The sequence below is a fragment of the Kitasatospora sp. NPDC005748 genome (assembly GCF_040630735.1).
Classification (GTDB): Bacteria; Actinomycetota; Actinomycetes; order Streptomycetales; family Streptomycetaceae; genus Kitasatospora.
In genome coordinates, this window is sequence record NZ_JBEXYD010000103.1 from 1 (window position 1) to 15,531 (window position 15,531).

A 15,531-nucleotide genomic window follows, 5' to 3' on the forward strand; every position below is an offset into this window, starting at 1 on the left:
GAGAACTCCACGAACGTCCCCGGCGACGACATCACCGTCACCCCGCCCACGACACCCAACGCACACTCACCACCGCGCAACGCCTGCACCGCCAGATGCAACGCCACCAGCGACGAGGAACAGGCGGTGTCCACCGTCAGCGCCGGACCGGTGAAGCCGAAGGCGTACGCGATCCGGCCGGACATGACGCTCGGCGAACCACCGGTCAGCAGGAAGCCGTTCAGGTGCTCGGGGGCCGCGTGCCGCCGGGGTCCGTACTCCTCGGCACTGGCGCCGACGTAGACGGCGGTCGCGCTGCCGCGCAGGGTGTGCGGGTCGATGCCGGCGTGCTCGAAGGCCTCCCACGCCGTCTCCAGCAGCAGCCGCTGCTGCGGGTCCATGGCCAGCGCCTCCCGCGGCGAGATGCCGAAGAAGTCCGCGTCGAAGTCGGCGGCGCCGTCCAGGAATCCGCCGTGCCGGACCGGTCCGGGCGCCCAGCCCCGGTCGGCCGGGAAGCCGCTGATGACGTCGCGCTCGCCGGCGACCACGTCCCAGAGGTCGGCCGGCGAGGAGACTCCGCCGGGGAAGCGGCAGCCGATGCCGACGATCACCACCGGGTCGTCCGCCGCCACCGGCCGGACGGCGGCCGGGGCCACCGGGTCGGGGGCGGCGTCGAACAGCGAGCGGTGCACGTGCGCGGCCAGCCGGCGCGGGGTGGGGTGGTCGAACACCAGGCCCGTGCGCAGCGGGAGTCCGGTCTCGGCGACCAGGGCGTCGCGCAGTTCGACCGAGGTCACCGAGGTGAGGCCGAGGTCGCGGAAGGCGCTGTCGACGTCGACACCGGCCGCGTCGGTGCCGAGGACCCGGGCGAGGGCGCGGGTGACCAGGTCGGTGGTGGCGGCGTCGGGGTCGGGCGCGTCGGCCAGCCGCTGCCGCAGCGCTTCGGCGCGGGAGGGCTCGTGCACCGGGTCGTCGCCGCGCGGGATGCCGAGCCAGTGCCGGTCCCGCTGGAAGGCGTAGCCGGGCAGGGTGATCCGGCGGGCGCCGGTGCCCTCGAACAGGCGCGGCCAGTCGACGCCGACGCCGTGCTCGAAGAGCCGGCCGAGGGAGTTCAGCAGCCGCGGCGGTTCGGCCTGGCCGCTCCGGAGCGCGGGCAGGGCGAGGGCCTCGGGCCGGGTGTCGCCGATCGCGCCGGTGAGCGCGGCGTCGGGGCCGATCTCCAGGAAGGCGGTGGCGGCGCAGCCGCGGACCGCGTCCGCGAACCGCACCGGCTGCCGCACGTTGCGGACCCAGTGGTCCGGCGAGGCCGCCTCGGCCGCCGTGAGCGGGGCGCCGGTGACGGTGGAGACCATCGGGACGCGCGGCGGGCGGAAGGTGAGCCCGGCCACCACCTGGCGGAAGTCCGGGAGCATCGGGTCCATCAGGGGTGAGTGGAAGGCGTGGCTGACGGTGAGCCGCCTGACCCGCCGCCCCCGGGCGCGCAGTTGCTCCGCCACCTCGGCCACCACGGTGTCGACGCCGGACAGCACGACCGATTCCGGGCCGTTGACCGCGGCGATGTCGGCGGCGCCGGTCCGGTCGCCGAGCAGGGCACGGACCTCGTCCTCGGCGGCCTCGACGGCGACCATGGCCGCGCCCTCGGCGGGCAGCGCCTGCATCAGCGTGGCGCGGGCCGCCACCAGGGCGCAGGCGTCGGACAAGTCGAGCACCCCGGCCACGTGGGCGGCCGCGATCTCACCGACGGAGTGGCCGAGGACGACGTCCGGCCGGACGCCCCAGGACTCCAGCAGCGCGGCCAGCGCGACCTCGACGGCGAACAGCGCGGGCTGGGTCCGGCCGGTGCGGTCGAGGCCCTCGCCGGTGTCGATCGTCTCCGCCAGCGAGCCGCCGAGCAGGGCGTCCAGCCGGGCGCAGACCTCCTCGAAGGACCGGGCGAACTCCGGGTAGGCGGCGCGGAGTTCGCGCCCCATGCCGATACGCTGGGCGCCCTGGCCGGTGAAGACCAGGGCGAGCCTCGGCTCGTCCGCCACCGCGCCGGTCCCGGCGAGGCCGTCCAGACCGGCGAGCAGGTCGGCCGGGCCGGCGCCGACCACCACGGCGCGGTGGGAGAACACCGAGCGGGTGGTGGCCAGCGAGTGGCCGACGTCCACCGGGTCCGCGGCGGCCAGTGCGGTGAGCTTCCCCGCCTGGGCGCGCAGCGCCGCCGGGGTGTGGCCGCTCACCACCCACGGCACGGCCGGCATCGGGGTGGCGGCGGGGCGCTCGGGCCGGGCCGGGGCCTCGGTCAGGACCAGGTGGCAGTTGGTGCCGCCCATCCCGAACGAGCTGACCCCGGCCACCAGCGGCCGGTCGGGGCGGGGCCACGGACGCAGCTCCCGCGCGACCTCCAGGTGGAGTTCGGTGAGCGGGATGCCGGGGTGCGGGGTCTCGTGGTGCAGGGTGGCCGGGATGGCGCGGTGGTGGACCGCGAGCACCGCCTTGACCAGGCCGGCGATCCCGGCGGCGCCTTCGAGGTGCCCGATGTTGGTCTTGACGGAGCCGACCAGCAGCGGAGCCTCGGCGGCGCGCGGGGCGGCGAGTTCGGCGCCGAGCGCGGCCGCCTCGACCGGGTCGCCCACCGGGGTCCCGGTGCCGTGCAGTTCGACGTACTGGAGGTCGGCGGGGGTGACCCCGGCGGCCCGGTGCGCCGCGGCGAGCACGGCGCGCTGGGCGTCGACGCTCGGGGTGGCGAGGCTCTCCTCGCCGCCGTGGTTGACGGCACTGCCGAGGATGGTGGCCAGCACGGTGTCGCCGTCGGCGATCGCCGCGGCCAGCGGCTTCAGCAGGACGGCGGCGGCGCCCTCGCCGCGCACGAACCCGTTGGCGCGGGCGTCGAAGGTGCGGCAGACGCCGTCGGGCGACAGACCGCCCCAGGCGGCGAGCAGCGCCTCGTTGTCGGGACCGAGCAGCAGGTTGACGCCGGCGGCGACGGCCAGTTCGGACTCGCCGCGGCGCAGGCTCTCGCAGGCCAGGTGCACGGCGACCAGGGAGGAGGACTGTCCGGTGTCGACGACCAGGCTGGGGCCGCCCGCGCCGAGGACGTGGGAGAGCCGGTTGGCGATGACGCTGCGGTGCACCCCGGTGGCGGTGTGCCGGCCGAAGGTGTCGGGGCCGGCCCGGCGGCTCAACTCGCCGTACTCGTCCCAGATCGCACCGACGAAGACGCCGAGGCGGCCGGCGTCGGCGGGGCGGATCCCGGCGTTCTCCAGGGCCTCCCAGCCGACTTCGAGCACCAGCCGCTGCTGCGGGTCGGTGGCGTCGGCCTCCGACGGGGTCATGCCGAAGAACGCGGCGTCGAAGCGGTCGACGCCGTCGAGGTAGCTGCCCCGGGCCCGGCCGGGGCGCCCGGCGGGGGCGGCGGCGACCGCGTCGGTGCCGGTGCTCAGCAGCTGCCAGAACTCCTCGCCGCCCTGCGCACCGCGGAAGCGGCAGGACATGCCGATGACGGCTATCGCGCCGTCCGTCGCTTCGATCTCACCCACGGAGCCACTCATGCTTCCGGTTCTCCCACCGTCGATATGTTCGGGACAATGGCCGCACAGACGATCAGATACCGATGCTAGGCGTGAGAACCGTTCGGGCACTCCCCTGTCAAACCCCTACCGGAGGGGTCCCCCTTACTCCTTTTCGAATATCTCCGGGGTGCGCCGGGAGTTCCGCTCCGACCTGCGGAAAGGACGCCGGCGAAGGGCCGGGAACGACGCATGCGCCCGGTCCGTGGAACGGACCGGGCGCATGCGTCGTAGGGGTGACCGGTGCGGTGGTCGCGGCCGCCGCCGTGACCACCGCACCGGGGGGACTACGGGACCAGGACGGCCTTGCCGAGGGTGGTGCGCTCCTCGAACGCGCGGTGCGCGGCGGCGGCCTCGGCCAGCGGGAACACCTGGCCGACGACCGGCTTCAGCGAGCCGGCCGCGGCGAGGTCGAAGGCCGTCTGGCGCAGCCGGGCCCCGTACTCGGGCTGCAGGAAGACCCGCGGGCCGAAGCCGGAGACCGAGACGCCGCGGACGTACAGCATCTCGGGGTCGAACTGCGGGGCGGTGCCGCCGGCGGTGCCGTAGACGACCAGCCGGCCGAAGCCCATCGCGAGCAGGTCGAACGAGGCCTTGGAGATCTCGCCGCCGACGCCGTCGAAGGCGACCTGGACGCCGCCGGGGGCGAGGTCGCGGACGCGCTGCTCCCAGCCCTCCTCGGTGTAGTCGAGGACGTGGTCCGCCCCGAGCTCCCGGGCCAGGGTGAGCTTCTTCTCGCCGCGGGCCAGCGCGATCACCTCGGCGCCGGCGTTCTTGGCCAGCTGGACCAGCAGGCTGCCGACACCGCCGGCGGCGGACTGGACCAGCACGACGTCCTTGGGCTGGATCGCGGCGACCTCGGCCACGCCGACGGCGACCACGCCCTGACCGAAGAGCGCCAGCGCCTCGTGCTCCCCCAGCCCGTCGGGGATCGCCTGGACGGCGCCGGCGGGCAGGACGGCCAGCTCGGAGTAGCCACCGGCGGTCGGGGCGGCGCCGACGACCTTCCGGCCGACCCACTCGTCACCGACACCGGCGCCGACCCGCACGACCGTGCCCGCGACCTCGAAGCCGGGGGCGTACGGCAGCGGCGGGTCCGGGAACCAGGCGAACTGCTGCATCAGGCCGGACCGGATCTGGGTCTCGGCGTAGCTGATCCCGGCCGCGCTCACCCGGACCAGCAGCTGGCCCTCGCCCGGCTCCGGGTCCGGGACCTCGTCGACCTTGAGGACCTCGGGCGAACCGTACTCGTGGAACCGAACAGAACGCATGGGTGCGTCTCCTTGACTCAGCTGCCGTGAACTTCACCATAAGCGGACCGGCGGTCCGCTTGGTTGCGATAGCGTAGCCCCGGATCACCGCTGGATGTCAAGGGAGCTCATGTGGCCGTCAGGGAGCGCGCGGACGCCGCGCACAACCGGCGCAAGATCCTGGCCACGGCCCAGCAGCTGTTCCGGGACGGCGGCGTCGAGCACGTCTCGATGGAGGAGATCGCCGAGGCGGCCGGGGTCGGCAAGGGCACCCTGTTCCGGCGCTTCGGGAACCGCGAGGGCCTCATCGGCGCCCTGTTCGACCAGCTCACGGAGGACTGGCAGGACGGCGCGCTCGACCGGCTGGCCGACCCGGAGGTGCCCGCCCGGGAACGCGTGCTGCGCTTCGTCGGCGAGCTCTTCGACGAGGTCGTGGTGCCCGGCGGCCCACTGCTGCGCGCCCTGGAGAACGCCTCCCGCTCGCACGCCAACGTGGGCCGGTACCTGCTCTGGCACGACGCCCTCGCCCGGGCGATCGCCGAGGCGCGGCCGGGCGTGGACGCCGGCTTCATGGCCCACGCCGTCCTGGGCGTGCCGCGCGCGGAGTTCGTCGACCTGCTCGTCGGCACCGGGATGACCATGGACGCCGTCCGCGCCGGGGTGCTGGCGCTCACCGACTCGGTGCTCACCGCCCCGGGCTGAGCCCACCGGCCGGGTCGGCGGGACGCGGTGACCGCCCGCGTCACCAGGCCGGCGGGAACGCGTCCACCACCTGGCCGGAGACGTGCGAGGACTCGGCGGAGAGCAGGAAACGGGCGAGCGGCAGGTTGTCCCGCACCGCCGGCAGCGCGGGGTACGGGGTCTCGCGCCCCAGGGCGTCCGCCTTGCGGGTGAGGAAGTCGCGGGAGAGCGCCGTCTCCGCGACGATGCCCAGCGCGTTGGCCCGCACGCCCGACCCGGTGAGCTCCTTGGCGAGCGTGCGCACGTAGTGCTCCAGCGCCGCCTTGGCCGAGGCGTACGCGCCGAGCATGTCGACCGGCACCCGGGCGCTGTGCGAGCCGAGGGCCAGCACGCTGCCCCGCCCGGCCGCGCGCATCGGCGGCACCGCGTAGCGCAGACAGCGGACGAAACCGAAGAACGTGGCGTCGAAGACCCGGTTCAGCTCGTCGGCGCCGACCTCCCAGCCGTACCCGACCGCCGAGGCGTCGCCCGCGCTGTAGACCAGGCCGTACGGGGCCGGCGAGACCTCCGCCACCTGGGCGAAGAACGCCGCGACACTCTCCTCGTCGGTCACGTCGACCTGCCGGTACAGCACGCCGCCACCGGACGGGCGGACGCTGCGGGCGCCCGCGATCACCGTCCGGCCGGCGCCGGCGAGGTCCTCGGCCAGCGCGGCGCCGAAGCCGCTGCTCGCCCCGACTATGACGACTGCGGACTCTTCCACGTCAGACTCCCGGGCTGCGGTGGTGGTACCCCTGCGGCCATTTCCGTCGAACACGGCCGATCGCTATTCTGCACACCGCTCCCGTTCCTTTCCGCGGGAAATAGGCCCGGTAGGGGTTGTTTAGGGGCTGCCAGTACCGCGACACCCCGGTTATGCTACTGTCCGCCGCCTTCCGAGCAGGATTATTCCGGAAGTCCCGGCATTTCCTCGAATCACCCGTCCGAGCCCGCCGGGAGCAGGTTTCCGTGATATTCGACGACCTTTATCTGGACGGCATCGCCGCCGTCGTCCCGGACTTCGTCACCGTCGCCGACGCGGCCGCCCGGGGGCTCTGCGACGAGGAGCTGGCGACCGGGACGGACTGGCTCTCGGTGGCCGTCGCCGGTGACGTCTCCGCACCCGACATGGCCGCCCGGGCCGGGCGGGACGCGCTGGCGATGTCCCACCACGACGCGGCGGACATCGCCGTGCTGATGCACGCCAGCGCCGGGCACCAGGGCCCCGACATCTGGTCCCCGGCGCACTACGTCCAACGGCACACCATCGGCGGGTACGGCCCCGCGCTGGAGGTCCGGCAGGGCTGCAGCGGCATGGTCGCCGCCCTGGAACTGGCCGGCTGCTACCTCACCGCCGCCCCGGACCGCGGCGCCGCCCTCGTCACCGCCGCCGACAACTGGGCGCATCCGCTCATGGACCGCTGGCGCGGCACCAAGTGGGCGCTGTTCGGGGACGCCGCCTCGGCCCTCGTCCTCTCCCGCCGGCAGGGCTTCGCCCGGGTGGTGAACGTCTGCGCCTCCTCGCTGCCGGACCTGGAGGAACTGAACCGCGGCGGGGAGGCGCTCTTCCCGCCCGGGGCCACCATCGGACACCGGGTCAGGCTGCGCGAGCGGGTCGAGGCGTTCCAGGGCGACCAGGCCGAGATGGCGAGGCTCATCGGGCAGGCCGAGGCCGGGCTGATCCGCCGCACGCTCGACGAGGCCGGCCTGAAGCCCGGTGACATCAGCCGGGTGACCCACCAGAGCGCCGGGCGCAGGAGCATCGTCGAGCACATCCTGGAGCCCTTCGACGGCGATCTGCGGCTCGGCATGTGGGAGTTCGGCCGCCGGCTCGGCCACACCGGCGCCAGCGACCAGGTCTGCGGCCTCTACCAGCTGCTCGCCGGGCGGGAGGTCCACCCGGGCGACCACGTCATGCTGCTGGGCACGGGTGTCGGCATGGCGTTCGCCTGCGCGATCGTGCAGGTCCTGGACGAACTGCCCGCCACGGCGGCCCCGATCCCGCTGCCCTGACGCCACCCGCCGGGAACGCCCGGGGGCCCGTCGTCCGACTGCCGCAGGCAGTGGTCGAACGACGGGCCCCCGCCGCGATCCGGCTCACCCCAGCTTCCTGCGCAGCTCGCTCCGGCCGGCCACTCGCAGCTTGCGGTAGGTACGGGTCAGGTGCTGTTCCACCGTGCTGACCGTGATCGACAGGGAGCGCGCGATCCGCTGGTTGGTCTCGCCCTGGGCGGCCAGCAGGGCCACCCGCTGCTCCGACGGGCTGAGCTGGTCCAGGAACCCCGCGTAGCGGTCCGTCACCTTGTAGCGGGCGACCCGGTGCGGGGCGGCGCCGGGCAGCTCGCCCCACTGCAGGGCCCGCAGCGAGGAGAGGAACCCGGGCCGCCCCGAGGTGTCCTGGAGGGTGGCGAACAGCTCCTCGCGCAGCTCCTGCCGGCGCCGGCCGCGGGCCGTCGCCCGGCCGAACACCCGGGACCGGTCGCCGGCCGGCACCGCCCGGTCCAGCTGGGAGTCGACCATGGTGAGCGCGTTGTCGTGGTCGCCGACGCCCAGGTAGGCCGCGGCGGCCGCGAGCCGCCAGGCGTAGAGGTCCGGGTCCAGCCCCCAGGACGCCAGCAGCCGGCCGCAGCTCATGAAGTCGGCCAGCGCGGACCGGTGCTCGCCGGCGGCGAGGTGGAAGTGCCCGCGGGCGTACAGGTAGCCGAGGCAGTGCCGGGTCTCGTACATCGGCGCGGGCACCGGGCGGCGCACCCACTCCTTCGCGGCGCCGGGCTCCGCGAGGTCGGTGTACCCGGCGACCAGGCAGGCCAGCGGCCCGCCGATCCAGGCGCCCCGGCGCTGCGGCGGGACCATGTCCAGCACGGCCTCCGCCCGGGCCAGCCCGACCAGGATGTCGCCCCGGTGCAGCGAGGCCTCCGCGCGGGCCGCCAGCAGCCGGGGCGCCCAGGTGTCGGCGGCGAGCCGGACGGCGTCCGGCAGCACTGCGTCGCACCAGGAGATCGCCGCCTCCGGCCGGTTGCTGTGCACCAGGGCCGTGACCGCCGCGAGCACCGCCGAGGCGGTGTCCTCGCGGAAGGCGCAGGCGGAGAGCGCGGAGGCCGCGCCGTCCGCCGGGTCCGGCAGGCCCGGGTCGCCGAGCAGCCGGCTCGCCAGGGCCCAGGCCGCCCGGTGGCGGACCGGGCCGCTGTCCTCCTCCCCGCCCGCACCGGCCGCCGGGCCGCCGGACGGGACGCGCTCCGCGTCCGCGGCCACCGCGCGCAGCAGGCTCGGGAACTCACAGGCGACGAGCAGCCGGTCGGCCGCCGCGTCCAGGTGCCGCTGGTCGTCCCGGGCGCCGCCGCCCGCGTCGCGCCGCCGCTCCAGCACCGCCAGCAGGTCCTTCGCCTGCCAGAGCAACTCGGGGGCCGTCTCGGGTCGTTCGACAAGATTCATCGGTGGTTCGTATCCCTCCGGGACCACGGGCCGCATGGTCCGGTCATGGCGCGGGCACGGCCGGAGCACAGGCTCGGCCCGGCGCGCAGGGGCAGACATGGGTGACGTACGGGCGGGGGCGGGGTGCGGCACGGACCCGCCGTCCGGCGCGAAGGCGTCCGGAAGCGGCGGTCGTCCGGCGGTCGGCCCGCCGATCGGGGTGAAGGGACGAAGGAGGACGCTCCCAGGACGCCCCGGGACGGCGCCTCGGGTGCCGCGACGCGGACGCCGGGCCGCCGGGCCGGGCCACGGGTGGCCGGGAGCGGAAGGAAGGACGGCCGCGGACGGACCGGGCGGGAGCGGCCGACGGACGCCGGGCGCACGGGCACCGGGCCGAACGTGCCGGGCGGGCCTGCCGTGCGGTACCGGGCCGGTCAGGCCGGGCGGCGGCGCGCGGTCACGAGGCCTGCGGCCACGGCGGCGGGTTCGCGCCCGGGCGGCCGAACGGCCGGCCTTCCGCGGTGTCGGGCGGTCGTGAAGTCTCGGTCATGTGGCGGCCCCCGTCGTCACTGGTACCTGTCTACCTCTACGGACGCTCATCATGGCCGATGCCGTCCTCCGGCCGTCCTCCGGCCGTCCCCGCGCGGTCCTCCCCCGGAGCCGGTGCGATCCGATCGTTCGGACGGAAACTCCGGGACCGTCCGGCGCGTTGGTCCGAGGGCCCGGCAGCCCGGCCGCACGCCCGCGCCGGCAGGCCCGAAGCGGGCCGGTGGTGTCCGAACCGGCCCCGCGCCCGTGCCCGAGCCGCGGCTGTCGACCGTGGAATATGGCATTCGAAGATCCGTTTGAATCCAAGTAGCATCGTGGCGAACAGCCCGCGACGGACTTGGTGACGGCGCGTCAGAACGGGGGAGGCTGAGTGAAATTCCGCATTCTCGGACCGCTGGAGGTCGGGGCGAACCACCGCAAGGTGCCCCTGGCGGGCCCCCGGCAACACCTGGTGCTCGCCCTCCTCCTGCTGAAGGCCAATCAGAGCGTGCCGCTCGGCGAGCTCGTCGACGCGCTCTGGGACGATCCGCCCCGGACGGCCGAGAAGCAGGTCCGCAACGCGGTCTCCATGCTGCGCGGTCTGCTCAAGTCCGCCGGGGTCACCACCCTGCCGACCGCCGTCGGCGCCACCGGCTACCGCCTCGACGTCCCCGACGACCAGCTCGACGCGGCCGCGTTCGCCCACGCGCTCGCGGCGGCCCGGCACCACGCCGCCGCCGGGCAGTTCGCCGCGGCGGTCGAGGAGTTCCGGGCCGGGCTCGCCCTGTGGCGCGGACCGGCCCTGGCCGGCCTGGACAACTCGGCCCTGCAGCCGCACACCTCGCGACTGGAGGAGCAGCGGCTCACCGCGATCGAGGAGTGCGTCGACCTCGAACTCGCGCAGGGCCACCACCAGGCCGTCGTCCCCGAGCTGACCGACTGGCTCAGCGCCCACCCGCTGCGCGAGCGGCTGGCCGGCCAGCTCATGCTCGCCCTCTACCTCTCCGGCCGCCAGTCGCACGCGCTCACCGTGTACGAGTCCACCCGGCGGCGGCTCGCGGACGCGCTCGGCCTCGAACCGGTCCCGGAGCTGCGCGAGTTACGCCAGCGCATCCTCACCAACGACGCGGCCCTCGGCCGCCCCCGGACCTTCACGTTCGCGCCGCCCGCCCCGCACAGCCTGCCCAAGGACATCAGCCACTTCACCGGGCGGGAGCAGGAGCTGCACACCCTCGCCGACCGGGTGACCGGCCACCACGACCAGGCGGCGCCCAGCAACGTCCTGCTCGCCGCCGTGGACGGCATGGCCGGGGTCGGCAAGACCTCGCTCGCCGTCCACCTGGCCCACCGGATGACCGGGCGCTACCCCGACGCCCAGCTCTACCTCGACCTGCACGCGCACTCCCCCGGCCTGGCCCCCCTCGATCCGGGGGCGGCACTGGAGAAGCTGCTGCGCTCGGTGGACGTCACGGGAGCCGCCGTCCCCGAGGACCTGGAGGAGCGGGCCGCGCTGTGGCGCACCAGACTGGCCGGCCTGCGGGCGGTCCTCGTCCTGGACGACGCGGCCAGCTCCGCCCAGATCCGGCCGCTGCTGCCGGGGACGGCCGACTGCCTGATCCTGGTCACCAGCCGAAGCCGGCTCACCGACCTGGACGCCGCCGCGGTGCTCTCGCTGGAACCGCTCCCGCCGGCCGACGCGGGGCGCCTGCTCGACCGGATCGTGGGTGACCGGCGGGTGGCCGCCGAGCCCAAGGGCGTCGCCGAGCTGCTCCGGCTCTGCGGGTACCTGCCGCTGGCCATCCACGTCACGGCGGCCCGGCTGCGCCACCGGCCCGCCTGGACCGTCGCCTACCTCACCTCCCGGCTGCGCAGCCACCGGCGCCGGCTCGGTGAGCTGCAGACCGCCGAGAGCGGCATCGCCGCCGCCTTCGACCTCTCCTACCGCCGGCTCGGACCCGAACCGCGGCACCTCTTCCGCCTGCTGGGCGTGCTCCCGGGGACGGACTTCGACGCCGACGCGGCGGCGGCCGCCGCCGGGATCGACCGCCGGGCCGCGGACCGCGTGCTGGAGGAACTGCTCGACGTGCACCTGGTCCAGCAGCCGCGCGAGGAGCAGTACCGGCTGCACCCGCTGCTGCACGCCTACACGGTGCACCTGGCCGCCACCGAGGCCGGTGAGGCCGAGCGGCAGGCGGCGCTGACCCGGTTGTTCGACCACTACCGCCGCACCGCGGCGGTGGCCATGGACACCGTCTCCCCGCCGTGGCGGTGCGACCGCCCGCCGCTGCTCCTCCCCGCCGGGCCCGCGGCCTCACCGGCCGGACTCGACCAGGCCACCGAGTGGTTGGAGGCGCAGTGGCCGAACCTGCTGTCGGCGGCCGAGACGGCCCGGCGCGGCTGGCCGGACCAGAGCGCCGACCTGTTCCGCGTGCTGCGCCACTACCTGCACCTGCGCGGCCAGCACGCCGAGGCGCTCTCGTTGCACAGCCGCACCGTCGCCCTGGCCCGCGACACCGACGACCGGGAGCTGGAGAACCTCGCCCGGTACGGCCTGGGCCTGGCCAACCAGCGGCTCGGCCGCTACGACACCGCCCTCACGCACTTCCGCCAGGCCCTCGACGTCGCCCGCGAGCTGGGCGACCACGTGACGCACGCCCGCACGCTCAGCAACATGGGCCTGGTGCTCCACCGGCTCGGCCGCTACGAGAGCGCCCTCACGCACTTCGCCCAGGCCCTCGACCTGGCCCGCGACACCGGCACCCCGAGCGCGGAGTGCTACGCGCTGTGCGGTCTGGGCCTCGTCCACGAGCGCCTGGGCCGCTCCACCACCGCCGTCATCCACCTGCGCCAGGCCCTGGTGATCGCCCAGCGGATCGACGACCGCGACATCCAGGGCTACGCGCTGAGCAACCTCGGCCGTGTGCAGTGCGGCCCCGGCCACTACGAGCAGGCCTGCGACGACCTGCGCAGGGCCCTGGCCCTGGCCCGCGAGACCGGCGCCCGCGACCTCGAAGGCCACACCCTCTGCGGGCTCGGACTCGTGCACCAACGCCTCGGCGACTTCGACACCGCCCTGACCCACCTCCACCAGGCGCTCGCGCTCGCCCGCGAGACCGGCACCCGCGACCTCGAAGGCCACGCGCTCTGCGGCCTCGGGCTCGTCCACGAACGCCTCGGCCACCACGCCCTCGCGCTGGCCCACCTGCACGAGGCCCTCGGCCTCGCGCGCGACACCAGCACCCGCGACCTCGAAGGCCACGCGCTCTGCGGGCTCGGACTCGTGCACCAGCGCGTCGGCGACCACGACACCGCCCTGACCCACCTCCACCAGGCGCTCGCGCTCGCCCGCGAGACCGGCACCCGCGATCTCGAAGGGCAGGCGCTCGGCGGGCTCGGCGAGGTCGCCTGCCGGCGGGGCGACCCGGCCGCGGCGCTGGACCTGCACGGCCGGGCCCTGGCCATCAGTCAGGAGACCGGCGACCGCCACCGCCAGGGCCGGGCGCACCGCGGCCTCGCCGCGGCCCACCGGGCGCTCGGCGCGCCGGACGCCGCCCATGAGCACGACCGGCTGGCCGACCAGCTCCAGCGGCACTCCGGCGGGTGGCGCCCGGCCGGGCCGGACCGACGGCGCGGCCCGGCCGAGCGCCCGGCCCCGAGGGACCTGGGGCGGGTCTGAGCGGGCCCGGAGCCGGTCCGACCGTTCGCGTCACATCGTCGCGCGGCGGGAACGGCCGGACCGGCGGGCCCCAGGGAGAGTGTGCGAAGTCCCGCCCGGTCCGCGACGCGAGGTTGCGAACACGCGCTAGTGCGGGCGCACCGACAGCGCGTGGTGGAAGATGTCGCGCGGGTCCCGGGCGGCCTTGATCTGCTGCAGCCGCGCGTAGTTGTCCTTGTAGTAGATCGTCGACCAGGGGGCGGACGAGGTGTTCCAGGCCGGGTCGGCGAGGTCGACGTCGGGCCAGTTGACGTAGTTCCCGTCGGTGACTCCGTTGGGCACCGGCACGCCGCCGGTGGTCGCGTAGACGTCCCGGTAGAGCTCCCGGACCCACTGCAGTTGGCGGGTCTCGTCCGCGGCGTCGGACCAGTAGTTGGAGAAGGAGGCGAGCATCACCGAATCGCGGTGCGGCACCGCGGTCGTGGTCGGGGAGAAGGAGTTGACCTTCCCGCCGAAGGAGAAGAGGCCCATCAGACCGGAGGCGTACGTGTAGGAGGGGCTGGTCAGGTAGCGGTAGACGGTGCGCAGCTGGTCGGGGGTGTACCCCTTCTTGTGGTAGGCGCCCTTGGTCTTCGAGCGCAGCAGCAGGCTCGGGATGCCGAACACGCCGGCCACCTCGGAGGCGCTGGTGGTCGTGGTGTAGAGCCACGGCAGGTTGCCCGTGGTGCTCGCCGCCGGGGCCGCGGCGACGTTCCTCGTCATCGCGGCGGCGAAGTCGGTCAGCATCTGCTGGGTGCCGGTGACGGTCGGGTCGACCTGGGCCCGGACGATGACGCCGCCCTTGCCCTGGCGGATCGCGATGAGCGAGGCCCAGAGCTGGTTGGCGGCGGCGCCCGGTGCGCTGTTCTGCTCGTGCCAGGTGCCGAAGTTGGTGACGAGCGTGGTGAACGCCGCCTCGTCCAGCTGGGACCAGTCCCAGAACAGCGTGGTGATCATGATGCCGCCCGGGGTCGGGGGCAGCAGCTTGGTCGGATCGGTGCCGGTCGCGCCGGGCGAGCGCAGCCAGAACCGGGTGACGATGCCGAAGTTCCCGCCGCCGCCGCCCGCGTGGGCCCACCAGAGGTCCCGGTTGGGGTCGTTCGCCGAGGAGGTGGCGATCACCGAGCGGGCCATGCCGAAGGCGTCCACCACGACGACCTCGACGGCGTAGAGGTTGTCCGCGACCAGGCCGTAGAGGCGGGACAGCACGCCGTAGCCGCCCCCGGTGATGTGGCCGCCGACGCCGACGCTGGGGCAGGAGCCGCCGGGTATCGTCACGCCCCAGCCGAGGTCGAGGGTGCGGTAGACCTGCGAGAGGATCGCGCCGCCCTCGACCGCGAAGGCGTTCATCGTGGCGTCGAAGTACACCGCGCGCATCTCGGACAGGTCGATGACCACCCGGACGTCCGGGTCGTCGACGAAGTTCTCCAGGCAGTGGCCGCCGCCCCGCACGGTGACCCGCTTGCCCGCCGCCACGGCCTCGTTGACGGCCTGCACGACCTGGCTCGTGGAGCCGACCAGCTTCACCGCGTCGGGGTTGCCGGTGAAGCGGCGGTTGTACCCGCGCAGCAGCAGGTCCGGGTAGCGCCGGTCGCCGGGCGCGACGCTGACCGGGCCGAAGCCCTGGGTCAGGAACGGCCACGACTGGTCGGCGCCGGCGTCCGGCACCGGCGCGGCCGCCGCGACCCCGCCGCCCACGACGAGATCCGTCGCGGCGATCCCGAGTCCGGCCGCCCCGAGTCCGGCCAATGTAAAGCGTCGACGAGACAACTCCGCCATGAAATCCCCCTGCTGGCACCAGCACGCATCCGAATGTCACGAGAAGGCCCGAAGTCGAATTCCGGCCACCTCGTTCGGCCAAATGATGCTACGTCCGGCGGACCCGTCAACCGGCCCCCTAAGAACCCCCTATCCCGCCCCCGCGAAGGCGTCCGGAACACCACCCTTCTGGGAGGCTGACCTCACGGTATGTCCGCGCGTGGCAAGAGAGTTGGATTGACATGACCACTTACCTCATCACCGTGCTGAGCAACGTGCACGAGGGTCGGGAGAAGGACTTCCACGACTGGTACGAGAACACCCACATTCCGGAGATTCTCGAAGTTCCGGGAGTTCTTTCGATCCGCCGGCTGGTGCTCAACGACGAACAGATCGGCGCCGACAAAGGGCACTCGCAGGCCCACTACCGCCATCTGACACTGATCGAGATCGAGACCGACGACTTCGACGCCTCGCTCGCCGCCATCAGCACCCTGGACGGCAGCCGGGCCGAGGAGCTCCTGATCCCGGGCCAGGTGCTGGCCTCGCTGTACCGGGACCCGAAGGTGTACACCCGGTCCTGACCCGGCGCGGGGCCTCGGCGGGGGCGGGCGGACCCGCCCGGGCGGGTCCGCCCGCC

The 15,531-nt window shown here is 74.6% G+C and carries 9 protein-coding genes; 4 read left to right on the forward strand and 5 right to left on the reverse strand.

What is annotated here, in order from left to right; translation table 11 throughout:
• Both ABZ495_RS35580 and ABZ495_RS35585 read right to left on the reverse strand, forming a co-directional pair.
• A partial coding sequence (locus ABZ495_RS35580) for a beta-ketoacyl synthase N-terminal-like domain-containing protein (protein ID WP_359840071.1) occupies window positions 1-3,500 on the reverse strand: 3,500 nt, incomplete at its 3' end.
• Between the two features lie 317 nt (window positions 3,501-3,817).
• Window positions 3,818-4,801 (reverse strand): zinc-binding dehydrogenase, encoded by a 984-nt coding sequence (locus tag ABZ495_RS35585; RefSeq protein ID WP_329486224.1) that lies wholly within the window; start codon window positions 4,799-4,801, stop codon window positions 3,818-3,820.
• 111 nt (window positions 4,802-4,912) lie between these two features.
• On the opposite strand from ABZ495_RS35585, the gene ABZ495_RS35590 reads away from it, so the two are divergent.
• Window positions 4,913-5,482 (forward strand): TetR/AcrR family transcriptional regulator, encoded by a 570-nt coding sequence (locus ABZ495_RS35590; protein WP_329486225.1) that lies wholly within the window; start codon window positions 4,913-4,915, stop codon window positions 5,480-5,482.
• A gap of 40 nt (window positions 5,483-5,522) precedes the next feature.
• Here the strand turns inward: ABZ495_RS35590 and ABZ495_RS35595 are convergent, their stop codons facing one another.
• The gene (locus tag ABZ495_RS35595) at window positions 5,523-6,224 is read right to left on the reverse strand and encodes an SDR family oxidoreductase (RefSeq protein WP_359840073.1); all 702 of its coding nucleotides are present in this window, start codon (window positions 6,222-6,224) and stop codon (window positions 5,523-5,525) included.
• Window positions 6,225-6,469: 245 nt separating this feature from the next.
• Here ABZ495_RS35595 and ABZ495_RS35600 point away from each other — a divergent pair, with 245 nt between their 5' ends.
• Entirely contained in the window at window positions 6,470-7,513 is a 1,044-nt protein-coding gene (locus tag ABZ495_RS35600) for a ketoacyl-ACP synthase III family protein (RefSeq protein ID WP_359804027.1), read from the forward strand.
• A gap of 84 nt (window positions 7,514-7,597) precedes the next feature.
• On the opposite strand, the gene ABZ495_RS35605 is transcribed toward ABZ495_RS35600, so the two are convergent.
• Window positions 7,598-8,932, reverse strand: coding sequence for a helix-turn-helix transcriptional regulator (locus tag ABZ495_RS35605; RefSeq protein WP_359804026.1), 1,335 nt, complete (start codon window positions 8,930-8,932; stop codon window positions 7,598-7,600).
• 898 nt (window positions 8,933-9,830) lie between these two features.
• Between ABZ495_RS35605 and ABZ495_RS35610 the strand changes: the two genes are divergently transcribed.
• Window positions 9,831-13,115 (forward strand): tetratricopeptide repeat protein, encoded by a 3,285-nt coding sequence (locus ABZ495_RS35610; RefSeq protein WP_359840075.1) that lies wholly within the window; start codon window positions 9,831-9,833, stop codon window positions 13,113-13,115.
• Window positions 13,116-13,241: 126 nt separating this feature from the next.
• Here ABZ495_RS35610 and ABZ495_RS35615 read toward each other — a convergent pair whose 3' ends face one another.
• Window positions 13,242-14,912, reverse strand: a complete 1,671-nt coding sequence (locus ABZ495_RS35615) for an FAD-binding protein (protein ID WP_359840076.1) — start codon at window positions 14,910-14,912, stop codon at window positions 13,242-13,244.
• 221 nt (window positions 14,913-15,133) lie between these two features.
• Between ABZ495_RS35615 and ABZ495_RS35620 the strand changes: the two genes are divergently transcribed.
• A complete protein-coding gene (locus ABZ495_RS35620) occupies window positions 15,134-15,475 on the forward strand; it encodes a hypothetical protein (protein WP_329486231.1) in 342 nt (113 codons plus the stop codon).
• Window positions 15,476-15,531 lie beyond the last annotated feature (56 nt).

Bases quoted from the DNA above. Each gene is read 5' to 3' on its own strand.
- ABZ495_RS35585 (WP_329486224.1), bottom strand. From the start codon at position 4,801: ATGCGTTCTGTTCGGTTCCACGAGTACGGTTCGCCCGAGGTCCTCAAG.
- ABZ495_RS35605 (WP_359804026.1), bottom strand. From the start codon at position 8,932: ATGAATCTTGTCGAACGACCCGAGACGGCCCCCGAGTTGCTCTGGCAG.
- ABZ495_RS35615 (WP_359840076.1), bottom strand. From the start codon at position 14,912: ATGGCGGAGTTGTCTCGTCGACGCTTTACATTGGCCGGACTCGGGGCG.
- ABZ495_RS35620 (WP_329486231.1), top strand. From the start codon at position 15,134: ATGACCACTTACCTCATCACCGTGCTGAGCAACGTGCACGAGGGTCGG.